Origin of the sequence: Protofrankia sp. Cj5 (assembly GCF_917627405.1) — a bacterium.
Classification (GTDB): Bacteria; Actinomycetota; Actinomycetes; order Frankiales; family Frankiaceae; genus Protofrankia.
Window position 1 is genome coordinate 1 of record NZ_CAKJTO010000052.1, and the last position, 23492, is coordinate 23492.

At 64.9% G+C, this 23492-nt stretch carries 15 protein-coding genes and 2 pseudogenes; 10 read left to right on the forward strand and 7 right to left on the reverse strand.

Translation table 11 applies throughout. The features are described 5' to 3' along the window. Nucleotides 1-193, reverse strand: a pseudogene (locus MJ777_RS13020) (hyaluronan synthase); the annotation flags it as partial. Between the two features lie 467 nt (nucleotides 194-660). On the opposite strand from MJ777_RS13020, the gene MJ777_RS13025 reads away from it, so the two are divergent. The 3 genes from MJ777_RS13025 (at nucleotide 661) to MJ777_RS13035 (ending at nucleotide 4247) form a co-directional block, all read left to right on the forward strand. Beyond that, nucleotides 661-1917 (forward strand): UDP-glucose/GDP-mannose dehydrogenase family protein, encoded by a 1257-nt coding sequence (locus MJ777_RS13025; protein WP_239376367.1) that lies wholly within the window; start codon nucleotides 661-663, stop codon nucleotides 1915-1917. An 835-nt stretch (nucleotides 1918-2752) separates the two neighbouring features. Further along, a complete protein-coding gene (locus MJ777_RS13030; RefSeq protein ID WP_239310425.1) occupies nucleotides 2753-3619 on the forward strand; it encodes a polysaccharide lyase in 867 nt (288 codons plus the stop codon). Between the two features lie 106 nt (nucleotides 3620-3725). After that, nucleotides 3726-4247 carry a hypothetical protein gene (locus tag MJ777_RS13035; protein WP_239376369.1) on the forward strand — a complete coding sequence of 174 codons (522 nt, stop codon included), beginning with the start codon at nucleotides 3726-3728 and terminating at the stop codon, nucleotides 4245-4247. A gap of 1021 nt (nucleotides 4248-5268) precedes the next feature. Here MJ777_RS13035 and MJ777_RS13040 read toward each other — a convergent pair. Continuing rightward, a complete protein-coding gene (locus MJ777_RS13040; protein WP_239376371.1) occupies nucleotides 5269-7617 on the reverse strand; it encodes a bifunctional serine/threonine-protein kinase/ABC transporter substrate-binding protein in 2349 nt (782 codons plus the stop codon). Between the two features lie 820 nt (nucleotides 7618-8437). Between MJ777_RS13040 and MJ777_RS13045 the strand changes: the two genes are divergently transcribed. The 3 genes from MJ777_RS13045 (at nucleotide 8438) to MJ777_RS13055 (ending at nucleotide 12026) form a co-directional block, all read left to right on the forward strand. Continuing rightward, nucleotides 8438-9631, forward strand: coding sequence for a hypothetical protein (locus MJ777_RS13045; protein ID WP_239376373.1), 1194 nt, complete (start codon nucleotides 8438-8440; stop codon nucleotides 9629-9631). 14 nt (nucleotides 9632-9645) lie between these two features. Then, nucleotides 9646-10839, forward strand: coding sequence for a hypothetical protein (locus tag MJ777_RS13050; RefSeq protein WP_239376375.1), 1194 nt, complete (start codon nucleotides 9646-9648; stop codon nucleotides 10837-10839). A gap of 167 nt (nucleotides 10840-11006) precedes the next feature. Further along, the gene (locus tag MJ777_RS13055) at nucleotides 11007-12026 is read left to right on the forward strand and encodes a S9 family peptidase (protein ID WP_239376377.1); all 1020 of its coding nucleotides are present in this window, start codon (nucleotides 11007-11009) and stop codon (nucleotides 12024-12026) included. A 750-nt stretch (nucleotides 12027-12776) separates the two neighbouring features. On the opposite strand, the gene MJ777_RS13060 is transcribed toward MJ777_RS13055, so the two are convergent. Continuing rightward, the gene (locus MJ777_RS13060; protein WP_239376379.1) at nucleotides 12777-13025 is read right to left on the reverse strand and encodes a hypothetical protein; all 249 of its coding nucleotides are present in this window, start codon (nucleotides 13023-13025) and stop codon (nucleotides 12777-12779) included. Between the two features lie 6 nt (nucleotides 13026-13031). Continuing rightward, nucleotides 13032-13322: a hypothetical protein gene (locus MJ777_RS13065; protein ID WP_239333375.1), complete on the reverse strand. Its 291-nt coding sequence runs from the start codon at nucleotides 13320-13322 to the stop codon at nucleotides 13032-13034. 771 nt (nucleotides 13323-14093) lie between these two features. Between MJ777_RS13065 and MJ777_RS13070 the strand changes: the two genes are divergently transcribed. Together MJ777_RS13070 and MJ777_RS23125 are read left to right on the forward strand one after the other, a co-directional pair. Beyond that, the gene (locus MJ777_RS13070) at nucleotides 14094-14345 is read left to right on the forward strand and encodes a type II toxin-antitoxin system Phd/YefM family antitoxin (protein WP_239376381.1); all 252 of its coding nucleotides are present in this window, start codon (nucleotides 14094-14096) and stop codon (nucleotides 14343-14345) included. Nucleotides 14346-14548: 203 nt separating this feature from the next. Then, nucleotides 14549-14794, forward strand: a pseudogene (locus MJ777_RS23125) (integrase); the annotation flags it as partial. Between the two features lie 357 nt (nucleotides 14795-15151). Here MJ777_RS23125 and MJ777_RS13080 read toward each other — a convergent pair. Next, nucleotides 15152-15382, reverse strand: coding sequence for a HEAT repeat domain-containing protein (locus tag MJ777_RS13080; protein ID WP_239376385.1), 231 nt, complete (start codon nucleotides 15380-15382; stop codon nucleotides 15152-15154). Nucleotides 15383-15831: 449 nt separating this feature from the next. Further along, nucleotides 15832-20319 carry a tetratricopeptide repeat protein gene (locus MJ777_RS13085; RefSeq protein WP_239376386.1) on the reverse strand — a complete coding sequence of 1496 codons (4488 nt, stop codon included), beginning with the start codon at nucleotides 20317-20319 and terminating at the stop codon, nucleotides 15832-15834. 457 nt (nucleotides 20320-20776) lie between these two features. Here MJ777_RS13085 and MJ777_RS23130 point away from each other — a divergent pair, with 457 nt between their 5' ends. Next, a complete protein-coding gene (locus MJ777_RS23130; RefSeq protein WP_239376388.1) occupies nucleotides 20777-20917 on the forward strand; it encodes a transposase domain-containing protein in 141 nt (46 codons plus the stop codon). A 507-nt stretch (nucleotides 20918-21424) separates the two neighbouring features. After that, nucleotides 21425-22924, forward strand: a complete 1500-nt coding sequence (locus MJ777_RS13095) for a TIR domain-containing protein (protein ID WP_239376390.1) — start codon at nucleotides 21425-21427, stop codon at nucleotides 22922-22924. A 117-nt stretch (nucleotides 22925-23041) separates the two neighbouring features. Here MJ777_RS13095 and MJ777_RS13100 read toward each other — a convergent pair whose 3' ends face one another. Further along, nucleotides 23042-23371, reverse strand: a complete 330-nt coding sequence (locus tag MJ777_RS13100; RefSeq protein WP_239376392.1) for a hypothetical protein — start codon at nucleotides 23369-23371, stop codon at nucleotides 23042-23044. Nucleotides 23372-23492: the final 121 nt, after the last annotated feature.

Genomic DNA, 23492 nt, shown 5'->3' on the forward strand with positions numbered 1-23492 from the left:
CGTCAGGGTCCTCCCGGAAGGAGGGGACGACGACGGACGTCGAGGCGCGGAAGTCGTTCTCGGTCGGCTTGTAGCGAGAAGACAATACCCGTCGGAACAACCACACCGACCACGAGATCACTCCAGCGATCCCGAGAGGAACAAGCCCCCAGTACGATCCGATGCGGTCGATCACGGAACTGAGCGCGTCCATTGCCTAACGGTTTCCCTCCGGAGGCTTGCCGAAAGACCTACCCGAGAAAGTAGATGTCCGCCGGCCCGCCCTCATCATGTCGGCCAAAAGAATGGTCGTCAGGTGTGCGGGCCAAACAACCCCCACCCCCCATAGCAGTGCTGGAAGGACGCTAGCAGTGTGATGCAAATCGCAGACACACCGGGGGTCTCGTTGCTACCGAACGCACTTGCCCTGCTACAAAAAACGCCGATCACGTTGAGTAGTTTTACTTTAGCTCCATCAGATGCAAGCATAATCTTTCTTCTCCGCGGCACATGACCCGGACTTGCCTAACGTTAACGGATCATGTCGAATCCGCGACACTCAAAGTAACATTACTGCCAGGTGGGGGTTTACGTTTTATCATGGAAGAGACAACAGTTGTTAGTCCGTTGAGAATTTCTGTAATCGGGACCGGCTACCTGGGCGCGACCCACGCGGTCTGCATGGCAGAGCTCGGGTTCGAGGTCATCGGTGTTGATGTTGACCCAAACAAGATCGCGCGTCTCGCCGCTGGTGAAGTGCCCTTCTTCGAGCCGGGGCTGGAGGAGCTGCTCCGGAAGAACCTGGAGTCCGGCCGACTGTCATTCACGACCTCCCTCGCCGAAGCCGCCGCCGGAGCTGACGTCCACTTCATCTGTGTCGGGACACCGCAGCACCCCGGCTCGAACTCGGCGGACATGCGCTACGTCGACTCCGCTGTCAGCGGGCTGATCGCGGGCGGGCTTCGCCCCGGTTCGCTGGTCGTGGGCAAGTCCACGGTCCCGGCCGGAACCGCTGCCCGTCTCGCCGACTGGCTGGCCGCCGAGGCGCCCGGGGTCGAGCTCGCCTGGAACCCCGAGTTCCTGCGGGAAGGCTTCGCGGTCGACGACACCCTGCGCCCGGACCGGCTCGTCTTCGGCGTGACAGCCGACGGCACGGCCGAGGCGACGCTGCGCCGGGTCTACGGATCGGTACTCGAGGCCGGGACTCCCCTCGTCGTCGTCGACTACCCGACCGCCGAGCTCGTCAAGGTCGCGGCCAACGCCTTCCTCGCCACCAAGATCTCTTTCATCAACGCCATGGCCGAAGTCTGCGAGGTCACCGGGGCCGACGTCACCCACCTGGCCAAAGCCATCTCCTACGACACCCGGATCGGCGGCCGCTTCCTGCACGCCGGCCTCGGCTTCGGCGGCGGCTGCCTGCCCAAGGACATCCGTGCCTTCCAGGCGCGCGCGACCGAACTCGGCGCGGGCGAGTCGGTGAAGTTCCTGGCCGAAGTGGATGCCATCAACCTGCGGCGGCGCAGTCACACCGTCGCGCTCGCCACCAGGCTCCTGGGCGGTGACGTCACCGGCAAGAAAGTCGCGGTCCTCGGCGCGGCCTTCAAGCCCAACTCCGACGACATCCGTGACTCCCCGGCCCTCGCCGTGGCCAGCGCCCTGCGCCAGGCTGGCGCAACCGTCACGGTGCACGACCCGGCCGCCATCGAAAACGCCCGGCGCGCCTACCCTGATCTCACGTACGCCGACAGCGCCGTGGATGCCGCGACCGACGCGGACATCGTCCTGCACCTCACCGAATGGATGGAGTTCCGCGAGCTCGACCCGGCCGCGCTGACCGCGGTCGTCTCGGCCCGCGTCATCATCGACGGTCGTAACACCCTCAGCCCCGTCCAGTGGCGTGCCGCCGGGTGGGACTACCACGCGCTCGGCCGGCCGTAGGCTCGCTCCGCCCGAGCCCGCTTCGGCGGGCCTGTCGGCACCAGCCGGAGCACCCTGCGATGACCGCAACGGCGCTCCGGCCTGGCTGCCCGGCAGACAGGGCGCGACGCCCGCGCCCGCCGTGAGATACCTGCCCGACTCCCGACCAGCCGCGGTCCGCGCCGCGGATTCTCACCCGGTGCCGTGGACACCATGGCGGCAAGCTGCACAGTTCTGTTCCGATCTGTTCCGACCGACGATCCGGGGCACCCGGGTATCACGTGGCGATGCCTGGAAAACGATAACGCGAGCCGCGCGCCCCAGCCCCGCAATACCGCATCCCCCTGTTGCCGGTCGCGCGCATAAAAATCCCAGCTCGGCGTGCTGAGATCGCCGCCCAGCAGGCAGCCCCCGCGACCCGATATCCGATGAGTTCGCCGTACTGGTATAATTGGTAAAATAATTCCGGAATTAGAGCGCCCGGCAACAGGGACGTGGATCAAAGAGCGGGGTTGGGGTGCGTGCATCGCGAGACGGCGGAGGGATGCGCCGGAGGTATTGGGCGCCGACCGACGAGGCGGGGTATCCGGACATCACGCGGCGATGCCCGGAAAACGATAACGCGAGCCGCGCGCCCCAGCCCCGCAATACCGCATCCCCCATTACCAGCCACCCTTAATTGTGAGTTCAGTGGCGGACCGCCGGGGGTCGACAAATGAACGACAAGAACGGATTTTGCCAGCCTGGAACATCTGCTCCGCCAACCGGCCAGTCCGCTGACAGCACGATCGTTCTTCCGTCGGCACCGGCCCGGACCCGACGGGCCGTCCTCGGTTCGGCACTCGGTCTGCTGGGCGTGGCCGCGACAGGCTGCTCGAAACCCAAGCACCCCTTCGACCCGGCCAGCGAGACCCTCCCGCCAGACCCCTCAGTGACGCCGAGCGCGAGCGCGGCAGCGCGGTTCCTGGACACTGGCGCGGCGGACTTCTTCGGCAAGGGCCTCATTCCGCAGCAACGCGCGACTTTCGGCCTGGACCGGGCGCAGATACTGCCCTCCGACGACCCCCGCTTCCAGCAGATCGTCCGGGTCTCACTACCAGCGGGCGACACGTTCAACGATCCCAAGGCCCAGGTTTACAACGACGGCAACACCTACGGCGGCAGCCAGCTCTTCGTCGCCATGGAGGGCCGGCCGACCTTCGAAATGTACCTGCGCTATTATGTGCGCTTCCCACATGATTTCGATTTCAGAAAAGGGGGGAAGCTCCCCGGGTTCTACGGAGTCATCTACAACAAAGGAAACGATCAACGTACTGACTCCGACCGGAGCGGTTTCGCCAGCCGGTTCGCCTGGCGCAAGGAAGGCGAAGGGATCGTCTACTCGAACACCGCCCGCCCAGACGCACCGGTCAAAGTTTCCGGCAAGAAGTCATGGACATGGGAGCTTAACAAGTGGATCTGTGTCGAGCAGGGTGTCCGCATGAACTTCGAGACATTCTCTCAGGGGCTGCTGGACGTCTGGATCGACAACAAGGAAACCGTCAAAGAACACGGCTATAATCCACGTATTTCCGACAAGGTCCGCATCGGCGGCATCATGTTCTCGGCCGTGTACGGCGGCGGAGACCGGTCGTTCGCGCCCGAGACGGGCACCACCATCGACTTCGCCGCCTTCGCCATAGGTGAGCAGCGAGTGGGCCCGCTGCCCGAGGCCGCACGCTGACCAGGCTCTTTCAGAGCGCACGGCGTGCCGTAGCACTACACAGAGCGACAACCACGATAGAACCTCCTCCATCGGCATGTGAATGATCCATGGTCCTGGAGGTGTCATGTTCCCGGTCGGTGCGTTCCGCCCCGAGACGATCAAACTCACGGTTCGCGGAGTAAGAGCGCCCGGCAATGCAGTCCTGTTGCCGGAGCCGTTCAAGCTCGGCGGACGCAGGCTCGCCCAGAGTTTCACACTGGCGCTAGGCCTCCTGCTCTCGTCCATGGCCGTCTCCTGGGGCTCGCCCGCGATCGCCGAAACCCGGCGGGCAGCTACCCCGCTGTCTGCGACGCACTGGTATGCGCTCCCCACCGCCGCCAACGGCTGCCACCTCAACCTGCGGTCCGGCCCGGCAACTGACTACCAGCTCCTGATCCGCCTCTCCAGTTGCGAGAACGGACCCTGGTGCTGGTACCAGATCCCGGACTGCGCCCACGCAACTGTGGACGAGGTGATCGCTGGGCGCTACAGCTGCCTCGACGAACAACGACGGAGAGTCACATCAAATCGCTGGACAGTTGTGGCACTGACCAACTCCAGATGGGCATATGTTGCTTCTCGCTGCGGGTCGACACGCCAGCTGTGACCCCTGGTGACGAGGTGCCGGATTCCAGGGGCCGCCAAACACGCGAAGGAATCACGATCGCAGTCGTTGGCCGCCAAGGATTCCTTCCATTCACCAGTGGTGGACAAAATGCTACAAATATGGCTACCGGCTGCTTGTCGACCACCTCCGACAATGGCGGGACAGGCGGCGCCGGCGAGCCAGAATTCGCCGTCCGGCGCACCGGGCCGGACGGCGGATAGCGCCCTTTTCCACGCGCTCGGCGAGCCAACCGGCCTGGATACGACAGAAAACCGCCCTGGTACGGACAAAACATCCGCGAGGCACGTCGATGAGGTCTCTTTCGGACGCGGTCGAGCCGTCCATGCCTCAGCGAAGCGGTCGGCCATGACAGGGGAACGCCCCTCGGGGCCGCCACCCCGGCAGGTGATCCGACGGTCAGCGCCGTGGCGCCCGAGCAGAGCGGATCACGAGTCCTGGCTGGCATTCCGCCAGATGCGAGTCGAACCCCTGCAGGTCCTGCCAGGTGGCATGACAGATCCGGCAATGTGTGGCGTCCGGCTCGGTCCACCGGGCGCTACAGCCACCGCATGATGCCGGCGCTGGTACATCACGGCTCCTGGCTGTCTGGCCGGCATTGCGGATCGGCAGTGGCAGCATCGGCTGAGCACGCCGCGGCGTGCGGGTTGACGGGGTTTGGCGTCGGATCGGCACCCGGTCATCCTGTCGCAGAAGGTGACAACCGTCGCGCAACCTTTTCCGACGGGCGCGGCAACGAGACTCAACGCCCCCCATCAGTTCTCTCCGTACAAAAATGACTACAAAGCGACATCATCACAGGAAACTCGCGTGCCCGGCGGGCCGCCCGGCATAGCCGACGACCGGCTGCGTCCGCGACGCACACCAGTCCGCGGACACACCAGTCCGCCGACGCAGCCGAACATGACCCGGCTCCCAAGCGGGCGGCCTCCAGGCGGCTGCTCGTCAACATGGCCACCAGGCTCACCACGGGCACTCACCACGGCAGCGGCGCCAGCGCGGGTCAGCCATTCCCACGGGCCAGCTCCACCGCGCTGCCGATATACTGCCGCCGCCCGTCCCTGACCTGGTAGATGAAAATATCACCGCCCTGCACCTCTCCACTCATATCGAATTTGATTTTCTTCGTTATGCCTTCAAACTCGAAATCCCTGATAAATTTCGGATCACCGAAGGTGTGGGCGACAGATTGGCGGCTCACCTTTCCGCGCAGGCGCTTCAGGACGTCGATGACGACCCTGGTGGCATCGAAGGCGTCGGCGGCGTAGAAGTCCGGCTGCGCACCTGAAGAAATCTTTTCATACACGTCGACGAACTGTTGCACCGCCTGGCTCCGCGGTTCGATCTCGGCGACTTCGCGACACGGGCAGGTAAGATAAACGCCTTCAGCACCGTCCCCGCCCACTCCCGTGAGCAGCAGATCACTGTTACTCCCGTCACCACTCATTATCGTGCCCGTGAATTTCCGCTGCCGGAGAATCTTGATTATCTCGACGAACTCCGACGTATAACCGGCGTAGTACACCAGGTTATACGAACTGAGATCCGTGAGAAGCTTCGCGTAGTCAGTGCCCGGGGCAGCCGCCCGGGTGGTCACGGTGACAGGCAAATTCTTTTGCTGCTGGATCCGGTTGAGCTGTTTCACCAGCTCATCAGCGAGACCCGTACCGTATGAGTTGCTGCTATCGAAGAGCACCAGAACGCCACGAGGGCTGAGTTTCGAAATCATGTACTTCGCGCTCTGGGGCCCCTGCACCGTGTCCGGGGAAACTGTCCGGAAGAAGGTACTCACCGGGCCCACGCCCAGCGAGGTCAGCCCGGGCCCGGTCGCCGACGGGCTCACTGCTACAAGACCGGCGCCGGAGTAACTCAATATGCTCTTCTCCGCCGGCCCGGAGAAGGTGGGGCCGATGACGGCCACCACACTATGATCGTCAATGAGTTCCCGGGCTGCGCCAGCACCCTTATCCGCCAAACCCTGATCGTCCGACTCCTTCATCGTCAACCTGAAGGGGAGATCAGGGTCCTGGTTCGCAAGCTCGACAGCCGTCCGGGCGCCCAGGAGGGAGCTGCGGCCGAGTGCCGCGTTCCCACCGGTCAGCGTCCCCTGGAAACCAATCACGTACGTGGGTTTCACGACCGAGTGTGGGTGGGGCGGGTTGTAGGCCCATATGATGGCCACCGCCAGCGCGCCCGCGCCGACCGCCGCGAGAAGACGGGACCGCCGCCGGTGAAGGAGCCGGCCGAGCCCGCCATTACGCGTGCCTTCCTTCTTACCCTTTTCCTGGTCCGGCTGGTGACGAGCCGGTGGGACCGGAATCGGCCGCGGCGCGTTCCCATCCGGAACGGTCGTGTTGTTCATGGTCGAAATCGGCCTATTCGTGCCGGTTAGCCCGCTCCGCGGGGGCAGGACCGAGACGGTCGTTTCAGCTGCCGTCGCGGCGAGGCTGAGCAGCCGCTTGAGTATCGCGGCCAGCTCCGTCCCACGGAGCTGGCCGCGACGAATCTCGGTCAGGATGTCTTCCAGTTCCTGTTCCGGCGCATGCTTGCTCAACAACTCGACGAGCACGTCCGTCGCCGACGGCCGGCGCTGGGGATCTTTGTCCATCGCCTTCGCGACAAGCGGGCGCAGCCCGCTGTCCAAACCCTCGAAATCCGGCTCGTCGTGCACGGCCCGGTAAAGCATCACATCGGGCCGGCCGTCCCCATGCGGCCGCCGGCCAGTGCCCGCGTAGGCAATCATACCGCCCCAGGCAAAGACATCCGCTGCCGGAGTGACGCTGTTATAACGCCTGATCTGCTCCGGTGCCATGAACGCAGGTGTCCCGAACACACCCGTCTGGGTGGCTGCGGTCGTGGCGTCCACAGCACGCGCAACCCCGAAGTCAATGATCCTCGGGCCGAGCGGGGACAGCAACACGTTCGACGGCTTGAGATCACAGTGCACGATGCCGGCATCGTGAATCACGATCATCGCGACCGCGGTCATGACCGCGAGTTGGTACAGCTCGATGCCCGGAAGCGGACCGTCCCGTTCGACCACGGCGCTGAGTGTCGGACCGTCCACAAATTCGGTGACGATGTACGGCTGCTCGGCGTCGGCATTGACATCCAGCACCGGAGCGGTGCAGAATGGCACAACCCGCTGGGCGTTGCGGGCCTCCCGCCGGAACAGTTTCCGAAATTTGGGATCGTCGGCGATATCGGATCGGATGACCTTGAGCGCGACCACCAGCCCTTGCGGATCTTCCGCCCGGTAGACGACGCCCATGCCGCCGGCACCGAGCCGGCCAAGAAGAACGTAGGAACCGATTCGTTCCGGGTCCTCCGCGAGCAACCCCGAAGGAGGCATCACGATCTCCCAGTGGGCCGGACGGCGCACGAGCTTCCCGCGGACCGGACGATAAAAGGCATGGGCAGCGGCCCAACCGCCGCACATGACAGGCTCCAGCATGACAGCCGGCGGGCAGCCGACAGCCACTGCCCCGTCATCCGCATCCTCCCGTCGCCCACCACCTCACACATAGTCTGCCATCACAGCGATGTAAATCGACCGCTAAGAGCGCCCGGCAATAGGGGACGCGGCGTCGCGGGGCCAGGGCACGCACCTCGCCGCATCGCTCCCCGTCCATCGCCGCGCGATGCACGGGTACCCGGCCCGTCAGTCGCCACCCAACACCTCCGGTGGCTCCCTCCGCCGCCTCGCGATGCACGCACCCCAGCCCCACTCCTTGATCCATACCCCTATTGCCGATCGCGTTTAGGTCAGACGAGGTGCGGCGCAGCGGCTACTCCCTCCCTCGGCTACCGCCGGAGGGTGTTTCGCATAGCCAATGACGATTGGTCCAGATATCGGTAGCAGTACCTCGCTGGCAGCCGCCCACCCACGAACTGATCAGGACGAGGCGCTGGCCATTGCCTTCAGCCACAAATCACCCAACTAAAATAATCGTTTGCAAAAATGGCCAAATCCAAAAATCCAAACGCGCGGAAAATCTGTCCAGTCAGGAAACAGGCTGCCGGACCGCTGGATGTTCTTTTTCAGGACGATCCGTACTGATCGAAAACCTGAGAATGCGCATAATCGGTCCAGTGGCTAGGCTCCTCCTTGGCATCGATCACAACAGACTTCCGATGGCCATATTTGCCCGCCCTGAAACAGGAGGTTAGACGTGTCAGAATCGAGCGGTTTCATCGGTCCCGACGCTCTGTCGGAATGGCGGAAAACCAAGGAGTCAAGCGGGGCGTTGGACGTTGTTCTTGTCACCCATCCGCGCGACGAGAACGATCTCCCCCGACTGTTTCCCTGGAGTGTCCACCTCAGCACGGCCGACCGATTTCAACTAACGCGCCATATGAAACCGGTCTTCGGTGAAATCGTCACGATCGGAGCGTTGCGGGTGGGCATCCTGTTCTTGCCCTTCTATGCCGACGAGCTCATCGACGCCTCCGCCCGCAGGCGCTGCGGCCAGGTCCTGGAGGTCGACGCGATCGCAGCCGCCGCCGAGACCGGTGCGAAGGTGCTCTGTCTCGGTGGTCTCACCGGCGCGCTCTCGTTGTACGGCCACAAGCTCGTGAAACCGGCCGAACAGGCCGGAATTGTCGTCACGACCGGGCACGCGGTCACCTCGATCAGCGTGCTGCGGACATACGAAAAGGCAGTGGAGGAGCTTGGCCGCAGGCCCGCTGAACAAAAGGTGACGGTCATCGGTGTGGGCAGCATCGGGCGTTCCTTCGCGCAGTTGCTGTCGACGGTGGAGGAGAAGCCCGGCGAACTCGTCCTGGTCGACCGTCCGCAGATGAGCGGTAAGCTCGATCGGTTGGCCGAGGAGTTTCGGCGCACAATCGGGCTGAAAACTTCTTTCGAAATCACCGATGCCACCGGCGCACTGCCCGCGGACAGCTCCTGCTACTCGACCGATGTGCTCGTCAGTGCCGTGAGCACCGCGTACGTCGTGGACATAGACAAGGTGGCCCCCGGCACTATCCTGATTGACGACAGTCAGCCGTACTGTTGGTCGCGAGAGGGCGCGTGGCGGCGTGTCGTGGAGCGGGCCGACATCGTACCGTGCGAGGCCGGCCTGGTGGACTGCCGCAGCATCGGTTTCAGGTCCCGCTTCCCGTTCGACTTCGCGGAAGTCGGCGCGGACGGCAGCAGCACGGCGTGGTCATGCCTCACCGAAGGCATGATATTTGCCTTGGAACCAGGAATCACACCCACCATCGGCGAACCGACACCAGAAATGATCAGCGCATACATGACGGCATTCGACCAGAACAAGCTATGCATTCCAGCGCTGCAGTGCGGTCCGCATGTGCTGCCCATCGACAAGTTGCGGGCGGCCATCGGAAAAAAATCCTCCTGAGAGGCGAGCCAATAATGAGTACTGAGATCAACACCTCCGTCTGTATACGTTGCGGGATGCCGCTCGCCTACGACCAGTACATCGCTGCGACCGACAGCGGCGTGTCCACGCACCCAGCTGGCGACCTGTGCTCCTACTGCACAGAAACGAACAGAACAACGGAGCACGGACAAGGTAACGAAAAAAATCAGAAGTGGATACTCAACCTCATAATCCAGATCTATCATAACGACCGGCTGCGGCGCATCCTCGGCTCGTCGGCCACGAGCCGATTTTCTTCAGTTCTGCCCGGCTCCATGAAGGGGCTGGTAGAGCTCGTCGCGAGCATTCCCGAGAAACGCCCTGAAGCAAAGTACGACGCGGTGGTTCTCTACAGCGGCGGGAAGGATTCCAGCTGGATGCTGATGGAGCTGGCCCGGCGCGACCTCCGGGTTGCCGCGTGGATGCTGAATCAGGGCTACCAGTCGCCGATCGCCATCAAGAACGCACAGAAGCTCTGTGAGAGACTCGGCATCGAGCTGATTATCGCCGAGCCCGAACGCAGGCCGATGGACTCGTTGTTCCGCCTGGGCTTCACGGTCAACGAGGATGGTGACCGTGACTTGGTCCGCTCCGCCATGACCTATGGTTCCGCTTGTTGGCCGTGCTTTGCGACGATCGCCGCGCACGCGACGGTCTTCTGCTACGACAACGATATTCCACTCTGTTTCATCGGAACGCAGAAAGGACAGAACCGGCTCGATCTGAATGGTTCACCGGTGCTTTCCGGTGGTGGTCTGCCAGCTGTTGACACACTGGTCGAGAAGTTCGTCTCCCGGCTACGCTCGTACGCCATGAAAAAAGACGCCGAGGCCGCGCGACTACTTGATTCACAACCCTGCCGAACCGCGCTGGTGCCGTTCTACGAGATCGTCGCCAAACCGTCAGTCGACGAACAGATAGCCGATCTGGAAAAGATCGGCTGGAGCAAACCGAAAAATACCGGCACCTGTAGCACGAACTGCATGATCAATGAACTCGGTCGCAAAATCATGCGTAACCAATACGGGTTCGACCTTTATCAGGTCATCGACGCGAACGAACGACGAATGGCAACCGATCCGCGGCCTGAACCGATCGCGGCGCTTGACGAGGACGCCGTCCGTCGCGGCGCGAAACTCATCGAACTCACTCCGGTCGAGTCCATGAAATTCGGTGTGAAAAACTAATGAGCACTTTGGTAAATCCGAATGTCAGCGACACGGAAAGCTACCGATTCGTCGACAGAGTGGCAAGTTGGACCGTCCGTTCCCTGTCCAGGACAGTGGGCGTCAAGAACGTGACCCGCCCGTTCTGGAACAGGTGGCGAGCATCATCCATCTCCGACGAGACTCTTATGCGCTTCCTTAACAGCATAGACAGCATAGACGACTGGCCACACGCCGCCACGGTCCTGCTTGACGAGGCCGCGGACCAGGTTGAAAAGGACGCTGACCAGAGCGCGCAGAAACGCATCGACGGACTTCGCCATCTATCCTATCTGGCGCATATGACCCAGTGGGGCTGCCTCCCCATCAACGACGTGAAACGCACGGCGTACCGGCGCTCCCGTGACTACTATCTGGCGGCCGAGTCGTTGGCGTGGGGGGAGCTCTATCACCGGGTAGAGATCCCGTGGGCTGGTCGCAAATGCTATGGCAACCTGCACCTTCCGCGCAATGGTGGCGTTCCCGCGCCGCTCATCATAATCATTCACGGCATGGATGACACAAAGGAGGAGCACCTCGCGACCGAGCTCACGCTGCAGGACAACGGATTCGCGGTGTTCTGTCTCGATGGACCCGGCCAGGGCGAGAGCTTCTTTCTCGAGGGACTGACCTGGTCGATGGACTTCACGAAAAGTGTCCAGGCAGCCATGGACGCGGTGAGCGAGCAATATCCGGTCGACGCTTCTCGCATCGGTGTCATCGGCATCAGCTGGGGCGGCCTGTGGGCAATCAAGCTGGCCGCCGAGGACCCACGGGTGGGTGCGGTCTACGACCTCGGCGGACCCGTCGACACGGCGGGGTTCCGGAAACTGCCGTTTTTCCTGAAAAGCAAGTACTGTCAGGTGCTGGGCGTGACCGGCCCAAACGATCTTCCCGAAGCCGACGCGGTTTTCTCGTTGCGCAACGAGGCGTTGCTCGACAACGTGCGGGTTCCGCTGCGGATCGTCCATGGCAGGAAAGACCCACTCGTAACCATACGGGACAAGGAATGGCTCAGGGACAGCCTGCAAACAAGACACAAGGATCAAGAAGTCACGTTGAAAATCTACGACGATGGCGATCACTGCTGCACCGGACACGCGGTGGAGATCCGGCGTGACACCGCCGAATTCTTCCACCGCGCGCTCGATGCCAGCCCGGCGAGATAAACCTGGCATTGAGGGTCACCCGCGCGATGCACCGTCGTTGTGACATCTCGTGGTGAGGCGAAAGGGAGCTTTCAGTCGAGCGGAGCTTTCAGCCGCGCGGAGCCCGCGGCCGATTCGCGAATCCACTGAGCCGCCTCGGGCCAGGGCTCTCCGGCACACGGTCACGATTTGACCGACCGCTCTCTGGCGGTGTTGGCACGGCCAGTGGTGTGTCGCTGACGCGGCCGCGGGCAGAGCCGCAGGTGAATCACGGAGGGATCTGAACGTCTTCGTACGCTGGGCCGCGGCGTGCCCGCGGAGATATTCGCGCGCCGCGGCCGGGTGCCACCGATACCCGGCCGCAGCGCGCGAGGCGAAGCACGGTTTCCTCCTCGAATCGCCACCCGGTCCGACACGGGCGACGGCGCGGGTCAGTCTCCTGCCACAACGGTTCGTCGGCGCGGCACACGGGCGTGGTTGAGCGGTCCAGCTGTTCGCTCGCCTTCCTGAAGAGATAATCATGTCGATCGGGGTTACGACCGTCTCGGGTAAGCAGGCCGTGTTTGCGGACGAGCAGCTCGAGAAGCTCCGTATAATTTTCTATGGCCCGCTGGTCTTGTAATGACCCTCAAGAACGCCGCGGCCCGGATCTGCCACTGATCATCCCTGAAGGGATTGAAACACCTGGCCACCGCATCGGCTGAGCCATCCCCACCCCGCCGACGACCTACGGGAATCATTCACAATGACAGCAGGTCGGCAGGGACGCCCTTAGATGTGGTCGATGCGGCTCAGCCCGCAGATGTCGATCGCGCCGGTAAGCGCCGCAGCTATGATATCGGCGAGGTGCCCAGCGAGGGCGGGACGGGCTGCCGTGACTTCAGCCAGGCATAGTGCCGGCACATCCAAGGCCGGACCGCCGTCGATGGCGCCACGCAGCAGCCGGGACAACTCCCTACGGTGGTGTTCGTTGCCAGTACCGGCCAGCCCCGCGCTCAGCACGAGGTCGTCAAGGACCATAGCCGCTCATACGGCCACGCCTGCCCGGTAAGCGGCAAGCGCGTCGACCGCCACCCGGCCGAGCACGGCCACTGGATCGCCCTCGTCAGCCCCAGTACGTAGTCGCATGGCGACGCTGTTCAACTCCGCCGCGATACTGGGCGGCGCTGGGTAGAACCTGGTGGTGTCACGCACCCACGCAAGCGCCGCAGCATGAGCATGCAGAACCGCTACAGCCCTGTCGGCAGCCTGATCGGGCTGGCCCACCAGCTCGTCGACCAGTGCATGTGCCCAGGTCCGGTCATCGGCTGTGCTCATGGATAAAAAATCTTACCTTCTGGGTCTGACAGTCGGGCAGGACGAAGCGGCGCGACCGCGGATCGCCGCCGCCCTCGGGCCCGACGACACCGGAGAGGAGGGGTGATCGCATGCACGCCCTGTGCATGGACTGCCGACGCCGAGGAGCAGCTGAGGGTGCCCACACGTCGAACCGGCGTGCCCACATCGTGCCCACATCGATCACTCGCAGGCCTTCTCGGCTTCTCGGGTCGCAACGATCTCGATCAAGGGTGTATAAGAGCGCCCGGCAATAGGGACGTGGATTAAGGAGCGGGGCTGGGGTGCGTACATCGCAAGGCGGAGGAGGGAGTCGCCCTGGTCCTTGGGGTGTCGACCGACGAGCCGGGGTACCCGTGCATCGCGCAGCGATGGATGGGAAGCGATGTAGCGAGGTGCGTGCCCCAGCCCCGCGACGCCGCGTCCCTATTGCCGGTCGCTCTAATTCAGATCGAGGAAAAACCAAGATTATTGTGCATCTTGACGCAACAACAGGGCGACGGTCCCGCGTTATCCAGAGCATCCACGGCATGTAGTCATGACCGGTTCCTGGCCACCCACGCCTGGACGTCCGCACGGCGCCACAGCCGCATCCGCGGCCTGAACACGTACGGAAGGTTGGCACAACGAGCGGGGCCTACGTCGCCGGGGATGTCGTAGGCCGGCGCCGTGGCGCCCTCGCAGTGCGCCAGAAGTGCGCCGCACGGGCCGACAGTGCGCCCATCAGTCTCCCCGGTTCGTACAACATGGGGTGTGACTGAGATACCGATCAGTGAGGCGCGGGACCATCTCGGCGAGATCGTGTCCAAGGCGGAACACGCGCACGCACGGACCGTGCTCACCCGTCATGGTCGTGCCGTGGCCGCGGTGATCTCGATCGATGATTTGCGAGAGCTGGAAGCAGCCGAAGATGAGGCCGACCTGACCGCCGCGCGGGCTGCGCTTGCGTCCAGTGAACCGCGCATGGCGCACCGGGACGTGATGGCCGAGTTCGGCCTGACCTGACGGTGGCGTACGGGATCGAGTGGACGATACGGGCGCTGCGTGAACTGCGCAAGCTCGACGGTGTGACAGCGCGCCGAGGGCTGACGGCGGTAACGCAACTGTCGAACGATCCTCGTCCCCACGGGGTCCGAGCACTCGTCGGTGAACCTTCGGCTGTGTTCCGGCTCAGGGCGGGCGCCCACCGGGTGATCTACTACGTTGAGGATGCCCGCCGCCGGACACTCACGGCTGGCGAGGTCGCCTCCCCGCTCGCTGGCACGCCCTACGATCTACGTCACGCTGCGGTGTCGACCTGGCTGAACGCGGGCGTCCCCGCGACCCAGGTCGCCGAGTGGGCCGGGCACTCCGTCGCGGTCCTGCTGCACGTCTACGCGAAGTGCCTCGCCGGCCAGGACCAAGCTTCCCGAGACCGCATCGACACCGTCCTGAACCCTGGGGACGCCTCTTGATCGTCCCCACATATTCCCCACAGACGGCCGTAGATGACCACTCACGGCCGGGCACAGCCGGACAGCCGCGAGCCACAAAAAGATCAAAAAAAGAAGATCTAAAATAGCCATGACCTGCGGATTCAGGTCAAAGGTGCTGGTCAGAGCGGAGGGCGTGGGATTCGAACCCACGAGGAGCGTTGCCATCCCTAGCGGTTTTCAAGCGGGCTTGCCACCTCCGTAGATCATGGCGTTGACCAGCATAAATAGGGAAGCATCCGGGCGAAGACGCCGTATGCGCCCGTCATCCGCCCGTGCAGTGCCGATCCGTTCCCACCGTCCCGGCAAGGCTCGCCATCAGCCCCGTCACGCGCTTCGTTACCTTCGTTCGATTTGCCGAACTGCCTGCGCCGCCACCCGCCGCACAGCCCAGTGATCATCAGTGGCCCGCTCCCGCAGAAGCGGCAACGTGCCGGGATCATCCCGCCAGCCCGCAGCGATCGCCTCCACCGCCACCCGCCGTATCCGGACGTCGTGGTCGAAGAGCGCCTGCCTGTGGAACAGGTCACGAATGGCGGCGAGGTCAACCGGTCGAAGCGACGCCCGCATCGTGCTGGGAGCAGGGGGTTCGGTAAGCTGATCGCAATCGGGCAGGCTCCTCGCCTGCCCCAACAGCCCGATTCGAACTCCCTGCTGAGGGTCCCAGCACGAGGCGGGCGTCGGGTGTCGCCTCCACCACTTGATACCGCCCTTTGAAAAGTCCCTGATCCAAGCAACGGATCAGCACAACTCTACATCGACAGCACCGGACGGGGAGCACGCTACCGGTGGTCTCCACCGGTCAGTGCATCATCCGGGCGTCCGCCTCATGCCAGAACCCCATGGATCCCAGCACGATGCGGGTGGTGCACTGACCGGTGGAGACCACCGAAACGGGCCTGACGCACTGGTCGTCCCGGGAGATGGCGAAGTACGTCACCCGCACTACGCCGGATATTGCGCCGGATCTGCCACCGGCATGGCAGCGGGGCTGAGGGAGTGCGAAAGTCCTGTGGACATTACGCGCTGGGCTCGGTCTCGCGACTGTCGGCCGCGGCAGGGGAGTCAAGCAGGCCGCGGAGGGCGCTGCGGACGTCTTCAGCAGACCTACCGGCCGTGATGGAGCCGAGCACGTCGAGCAGGCTGACGATGAAAGCGATGTCGTCACGGGACAGGTGCTGCGCGAGGATGGCGTGGAGCGCCTCGTCATCGAGCGTCTCCCGCAGCAGGGCCAGCCTGATGATCCCCTCGGTTGCCTCCAGCGTGCCGAGCAGACCGTATTGGACAAGGATCCCTAGGCTCCTCGCGATCCACCGCGCCGCCTCGGCCTCCTGTCCCTGCTCGGCGTAAAGTCCCCCGAGCGCGGCGAAGCCGGAGGCGATACCGGCCTGGTTGCCAAACTCCTGAGCTGCCGCCAGGGCCTGGCGGCAGTATTCCCCGGCAGCCTGGAAGTCCCCCCGCTCGCGGGCAATCATGCCGAGCTGGCCGTAGATACGGTTGATACCCTCCCGTTTGCCGAGCTCCTCGGCGATCGCCAGGGCCTGGAGGGTGTACTTCTCGGCAACCGGGTAGGCGTTCCGCTGGCATGCGATGTTTCCGAGTTCGTGGTAGCTGCGAGAAACGTTGGCGCGGTCGCCGTGCCGTTCGAAGATGGCGAGGGCCTCGTTGATGCTCTCTTCGGCGGCCTGGGAGTCTCCCCGCGCGTAGGCGATCGCGCCGAGCTGGCTGTAGACGTCGGCGATGCGGGTCGGCTCCCCAGCCGCGAGATCCGCGAAGGCGGCGAGGGCTCGGTGGCAGTGCTCTTCGGCGGCGGAGAAATCCAATCGCCGGAATGCGACGGCGCTGAGATGGTGGTGAGCATAGGCGATGCCGGCTCGGTCACCGCGCTCCTCGGCGATCCCCAGGGCCTGGTTGTAGCGGTCTTCGGCGGCCCGATAATACCTCAGCTTATGGGCGATCGCGCCGAGCTGAATGTAGATGCGGCCGATGTCGGTCCGGTCCCCGAGCTCTTCGAGGGTGGTGAGGGCCTTGCTGTAGTGGTCTTCGGCAGCTGCGTAGTCCCCGCGCTGGAGCGCGATATTGCCGAGATTGTGGCGGGCGCGGGCGGCGCTCGCTCGGTCCCCGAGCTCTTCGAAGACGGTGAGGGTCTTGCTGTAGTGGTCTTCGGCAGCGGTGTAGTCCCCGCGCCGGGATGCGATGTTGCCGAGCTCGTGGGTGAAATGGGCGGCCTGCCGGCTGGTGGGGGGGAGGTGGAGCAGAGTCTGGCGGCAAATCCGTTCTTCCCAGTCCCAAAGACCCCAGACCTGCAGCTGCAGACAGGCGACGTAGGTAGTTGACATCAGGCCCTCGGGGTCTCCGGCGGCGAGCTGGTGGTGGCCGGCTTCGACAACTTGGGCGACGAATTGGATGATGAATCGGGCGGTTAGCTGGGTGTCGTCGTCAAGCCGCTCCTGGGGTCCGACCTTGACACGCCACTGCCAGTAGGCGGCAGCGCGGCGGTGGGCGTCGTTAACCTGGTCCGGGTTGGTTCGCCGGAGGATGGCGGTGGCGGTCCAGCGGTGCACGGTGAACGAGTCTTGGTCGCCGGTGCCGGGGGTGAGCAGGCCCAGCGCCAACAGGGTCGCCACAGCGTGGTCGAAGAGGTCCGGGATGACCAGCGGTGGGTGTTGTTGCGCATGCGCCTCGGCATGGCCGGGGGTAGCAGCCCCGTGTTCCCGGGCGTGACCGAATGGGTTCTCGGCGATTTGGGGGTCAGTGTCGGGGTCGGCGGATCGCTCGGCGACCTGGGAGACCTGCCAGGCCAGGCCGGTGCGGTCGACAGGCAGCCGGTAAGTGGATGCACCAGCCAGCAGCCGGCGGGCTAAGGGGACACTATCGAGACGGGCCAGCAGGCCGTCGAGGACGATGTCGTCGACGGCCAAGGTGACGGTTTCAGCCAGCGCAATGTCCAGATCCCCGTTCACCGTCTTGTACCAGGCGGCTGGATTGTTGATGCCGCGGTCGTGCAGGGCGTGTTCAAGTTTGGCGGCGACGTCATGGAAACGGGTGCGGCCGTCGGTGAGCAGCGCGTCGAGGTATTCCAGGGTGAGGGGGTGGCCGCCGACGTCGGCGATAGCACGGGTCTGCTCGTCGGGAGTGAGGTCGTTCAGCGCGGGCAGTCGCCAGAGCAGCTTGCGGGTCTCGGCAGGTGACAGCGCACCGAGATGGTGAACAGCCAAACGCCGTGCCGTGGCTGCGTCGACCGGCAGCGGGAAGCGGCTTGTCACCAGCAGCTTCGCCTTCGCCTGCCGCGGGAGGGCCACCCAGCTGGCGAGGAACGTGCACAGTTGGTCGTCGAGGAACGCCTGCCCGGCGCCGGGCCCGTCCGGGGCGAGGTTGTCTTCGGCGTTGTCGAGCAGCAGTGTCACCGGCAGACGGGGCAGCAGCTCTCCGGCGAGCAGGCCCATCCGGTCGGCCCAGGGAGTCTGCCCGGTGCGTAACTCGCCGACCAGCCGGCGGCAGACGTCGTCTTTGTCGATGTTGTGGGCGATACACCACTCCCAGAGCCGCTTGGCGATCGTGGTGAGGATCTGGTCGACGGCGACCGGACCCGACAACGACACCACCAGCCCGGCCTCGCTGCCGAGGGCGGTGACCAATTCGGCAGCCAGGGTGGACTTGCCAACCCCGCCCAAGCCGTGGATGACCACGCCCGCCCGCTCGCCGCGCAGCACCCGCAGCAGGGTTCGCATGTCGGCGCGGCGGCCGACGAACTCCCCGACCCGGCGGACCGCGATCCCATCGGCCAGCACCGGTTCGGGAGGGTCATCGATCTTCTCGAACTTGGCGGTGGGGTCGAACAGCGGGATCGACGGGCCGCGCAGAAACAGCGCCGGAGTCGCCCATTCCGCCCGCCCGGCTCGCCGGTCGGAGGCCGGCATGCCTGCCCGCTCGTCCTCGACGGCGCGGCGGGCGTCGGCGAGGGCGGCCAAAGGCTCGCTGAGCTGCCGTCCGGCCAGCTCGGCGTAGAACCGGGAGGTCAGCTCGGTAGTGTACAGATCGGTGACCCGGGCGGTCATCGCCACCACAGCGGGCACGCCGTGGGCGAGCAGCCCACGGGCCAACCCCGGCAGCAGCCGCTGCCCGTCTTCGTCGCTCCCGTCGTCTGGGTCGTGATCGGTTGCGGTGCCGGGCAGGGCGGTGGAGCAGCCGGAGAGCACCACGAGGGGCACCCCTCGGCCGGCGACGAGTACCTTCTCGGCGAACGTCTTCGCGTCGAGCGGGTCGGCGTCCCCGTTTTCCTTTTCCAGGACGAGTAGGCCGGGGCGGGCGTGGCAGGACAGGTGCAGGACGTGAAACCGGGTCTTTCTGTCGTGGAGCGCCGCGCGGATCGCGGCCCGGCTGCCCCAGCTCAGGATGCGCACGTACGCCTCGCCCTGGCGGCGGGCGTCGGCGACCGCATCGAGGATGCGGGCGAGCTCGGCCTCGTAGTCCAGCAGCTCACCCCCGCGCTCCGGGCTCGCGATCACCGCGAGGATGCGCAGGGGTCCGTGGATTTTCATCGCCGGCGTGGGCCCCAACCCGCCGACCGCCCGGTGCAGCTCCACCCGCGGGTGCAGAACCAGGGGCCGCCGCTTGCCGGGGAGCGTCAGCGTTTCCCAGGGCAGGTCGGCCAGCCCCAGACCGGTATCTGTTGCGGTGCCGGCATCGTCGGCAACATCGACGGCCAGCCGCAGCGGCGCTCCCGCCCGCACCGCCGCGTCCACCTCTGCGGCCAGCGCCGCGGCGACGCCGGCGGGCAGGAACCTCTCACCCAGCATCCGGCCGACGTCCCGTAACGCCGAGTCCACGGGATCGGCTGTGGTAGCCGTCGGGGAGGCCTTCGCGGGCAGCCCGCCGGTCGCGGAGCGGCGGGTCCGGACCCGCTCCAGCTCCAGCAGCTTCTGGCCGGCCGACCAGTCCAGACCGGCGGGCCGGCCGCCGGCTGTACCGTCGGCGGTGGTCAGCGTCACCGCATTCGGGGTGATCCGCAATGTGGCGGTGCGTGGACTCTCCGGGCGGGTCACCAACCCCGGGGGCGGCTGCAAGCTCCCATCCGCCGTAGGCCGGGTGCGCCGCCGGCCGCGCAGCTCGGCCACCAGCTCGCCGACCCTGGCCCAGTAGCCGTCCTCGTCGGCAACCTGGCTGAAGTCGACCCAGACCCGGGAGGTCAGGAACGGCGGCAGGTCCGCGTTCTTCAGCAGCACCGGGATCAGCCGCTGGCGGCCGGCAACGACCCGGCTGAGCATGGCCGCGTATTCCTCTTTCACCCACGGTCGGGACAGCGCATGCGGGCTGACCACCAAGATCCCGGACGTTGACGTGCGGATGCCGGCGTCCAGCCGGTGGGCGAGCACGTCCCCAGGGCCGATTTCCCACTCGTCGTAGAACACGCGCAGGCCAGCACGTTCGAGGTTCTCCGCCAGCACCCGCACCCACGGCTGGTCGGCATGGCCATAGGAGACGAACACATCGAAACCAGCTACCACCGCCACCTCCCGCCACGCGTCCGGGTAATCTCCGGAACCCTACGCCCCTGACCATCGCAGTCGGCATCCGGGCCGGGAGAGGTAAAGCCCGGACGGGGGGCGGTGTCCCGGGGGCCTACCCCAAAGCCGCTCACTTAACGGCTCTCGCGTGCCGTCAAGGGGTTTCCGGCATCTGATCGAGAAGCGTCCGCTTGCTGCCACCAGATGTGTCGATCTCCGAGACGGCAGCGGAGCCTGGGTAGGAGAGGTCTGTCCGCACACGACAACCTCGCCACCGGGAGGCTCCGCTGTCCGCACAGTCTGTCATCCACCGTGTGATCACGGTAGCCGGGGGACGGTTCGCGCCCGGCCACCTCGGCGAACTGACCCAGGTCGTCCCTGTCGAGATGGTCGACGCCGCCCTCGCTGGGAGACCGGCGCGGCCGAGAAACGACTCCAGGATCTCCCCTCCCGGGTCGTGGTCTCCCTCCTTCTGGCCGCAGCCCTGTTCCCCACCATCGGCTACGGGCAGGTCTGGACGACGCCGACCTCCGGCCTGGACGGCCTGGAGACAGCCACCCCGACCACGGGCGCGCTGGCCTCGGCCTTTCATGACTGAACATCAACAACGCCGTGACCTGCGATGACAGGCTTCCGGGGCTGCACCAAAAAGGTGCACGTACAAAACTGGACATATTGTCCATTGATGCAGGTCGGGGCACTGCGCAAGCCGGAGGCTCAGCGGTCACGAAACACCGAGGCTGGCGCGTTCGCGGCCCGCCTGCCGATGTGGTCACCCGCGGAGCCGTGCCACAAGGCCAAGGTGATGAACCGCCCTGGGCGCCGGCTGACAACCGTGCCTACACCGCCGGCTGTCTTCTCGCTCGGCGCGGTAGGGTTTCCTGCGCGGAAGGTCATTTCCTGAAGCAACTTCACCGTAACTCGGTGAGCCGGCCGACGCAGGTGCGAACGAAGATCCGAAGCAGGACGACTCAGGGAGTGTCGCGGGGCAAGCCAATGACCACCACAATCAACACCACCGTCCCGCTCGCGGCGGGGCGACTCAAGCGCCCGATATCACAGGCCGGAAGATGTCGACAGCCACCAAAAAGACCGGCTGGTGGGCGTGCCTGAACTCCGGAACAGAAGGTTGCAGTCCGGCGCGGGCGACACGACCGATGGCCAATCGCTGAAGTGGGACTTCTTCGTGTCCTATACGAGTGCTGACCGGGAGTGGGCCGAGTGGATCGCGTGGCAACTCGAAGCAGCAGACTTCAGTGTCCTCATCCAGGCGTGGGACTTCGTTCCGGGAGCACACTGGATGAGCCGGATGAACGACGGCGTGCGCGGCGCGGACCGGACGCTTGCGGTTCTGTCGCACGCCTACCTAAGTTCTGTGTACGGGCAGACCGAGTGGCAGGCTGCCTACCGCAGCGACCCAGGCGGGTTCGCCCTCAAGCTGGTCCCAGTCCGAGTGGAGGACTGCCCTCGGCCCTACCCGCTCGATGGCGTGGTGTCCTTTGACCTGTTCGAGTTGTCGGTGGACGAGGCCAAGAGCCGCCTGCTCACCAACATCCGTTCGGTACTCGCAGGGCGCGCGAAACCGGACGCCGAACCGATTTTCCCCAGACGACTGATCCCCCCCGAGCCCTCGGCATACTCGGCGGACATCGCTCCTCTCTTTCCTGGCCTGCTACCTCCGTCAGCCGTACCCCGGAACAGGTCCGCAGTGGGGACCACGCTGATACGCCGAGCGGCCATCCCGCACCACAACGTCGGCCTATCCGCTGTGCATTCGTTGTACTGGTCACGGGACGGCCGATGGCTGATCACTCACTCGGATTCCTGGAATCCCTGGAAACTATGGGATCTGCTGGAACCGACGGAACCGGTACACCGGGCCAACCTTAAGTTCACCGGTCGTATCATCACGGAGACACTTGCGGCCGCATGGTCGCCGGACGGCCGCTGGCTAGCCACCAACGGCAATGACAAGACGATCAGGCTGTGGGACATGGCAGACCCGACTCAACCCGAACAGCGGATCACCTTCAACTCCCCAGGAAAGACCATCCGCCATACAAAGCTGATCTTTCCGGTCTTTCCATCATTTTTCGTTGGAGCATCTCAGCCGGTGTTGTGTTGGTCGCCGGACGGCCGCTGGCTGGCCACCAACAGCGATGACAAGACGGTCAGACTGTGGGACATGGCAGACCCGGCCCAACCCGAACAGCGGACCACCCTCAACCGCACTGCCATGTCGTCGGCGTTGTGTTGGTCGCCGGACGGCCGCTGGCTGGCCACCAACAGCGATGACAAGACGGTCAGACTGTGGGACATGGCAGACCCGGCGTACCGGAGTATCCTCAAGGACCACAGCGCTGCGGTATCGGCGTTGGGTTGGTCGCCGGACGGCCGCTGGCTGGCCACCGGCAGCAGGAACAAAACAGTAGTCCTTTGGGGAGTGGCCAACCCCGTTGAGCCGGTGCACCAAGCGACCATCAAGGACCACCGCGCTGCGGTATCGGCCTTGTGTTGGTCACCGGACAGCCGCTGGCTGGCCACCGGCAGTCTTGACGGCATCACCATTCTGTGGGAAATGGTGACAACCTCACCCCCGAGCTGATTCCTTGAGACGTCGCCGACCTGGCGCAGCACACCCCCTTTCTGTGCCTCACAGAGGAAGGCCATCGCGCGCCACGGCACTTCGACACGGTGGACTGGTGCTTGGCTGCCAGGGTCTTCAACATCGACAGACGTCATGGGCGAGCTGGTAGTAGCCGACGATGCCCCTGTATCCGGCCCCGAACGTGGAGACGATGTCGTAGTCGTCCAGGTTCTGCAGGGCCGACCGGTGCCAGGGTTTGCCGTGGCGCCGGTCGGGGGCACGTTTGGCATTGATCACGTCCGGTGGCACTCGTAGCGCGATGGTCCCGTTGACCGACCAGCGGCCGTTGGTCACCTCGTCGTTGCCGTGCTGGGCGATGATCTCGTAGCCGAGGTAGCGGGCCGCCCGGGTGCGAGCGTGAGTGACCAGTGTCTTGTCCGGGTTGAGTTCCAAGCGCGAGGTCATCGCGCAGGAATTGCGCCAGCTGGTCTTTGGTGGCCTCGGCTTCGGGTCTGTACGTGCTCCCCACCGCGTTCGTGGGCGATCGCGGTGGGGTCGTAGCCGGTGTCGACCATAAACAGCGGCG

Bases quoted from the DNA above. Each gene is read 5' to 3' on its own strand.
- MJ777_RS13025 (WP_239376367.1), top strand. From the start codon at position 661: ATGGCAGAGCTCGGGTTCGAGGTCATCGGTGTTGATGTTGACCCAAAC.
- MJ777_RS13035 (WP_239376369.1), top strand. From the start codon at position 3,726: ATGTTCCCGGTCGGTGCGTTCCGCCCCGAGACGATCAAACTCACGGTT.
- MJ777_RS13040 (WP_239376371.1), bottom strand. From the start codon at position 7,617: ATGCCTCCTTCGGGGTTGCTCGCGGAGGACCCGGAACGAATCGGTTCC.
- MJ777_RS13050 (WP_239376375.1), top strand. From the start codon at position 9,646: ATGAGTACTGAGATCAACACCTCCGTCTGTATACGTTGCGGGATGCCG.
- MJ777_RS13055 (WP_239376377.1), top strand. From the start codon at position 11,007: ATGCGCTTCCTTAACAGCATAGACAGCATAGACGACTGGCCACACGCC.
- MJ777_RS13060 (WP_239376379.1), bottom strand. From the start codon at position 13,025: ATGGTCCTTGACGACCTCGTGCTGAGCGCGGGGCTGGCCGGTACTGGC.
- MJ777_RS13065 (WP_239333375.1), bottom strand. From the start codon at position 13,322: ATGAGCACAGCCGATGACCGGACCTGGGCACATGCACTGGTCGACGAG.
- MJ777_RS13080 (WP_239376385.1), bottom strand. From the start codon at position 15,382: ATGCGGGCGTCGCTTCGACCGGTTGACCTCGCCGCCATTCGTGACCTG.
- MJ777_RS13100 (WP_239376392.1), bottom strand. From the start codon at position 23,371: ATGACCTCGCGCTTGGAACTCAACCCGGACAAGACACTGGTCACTCAC.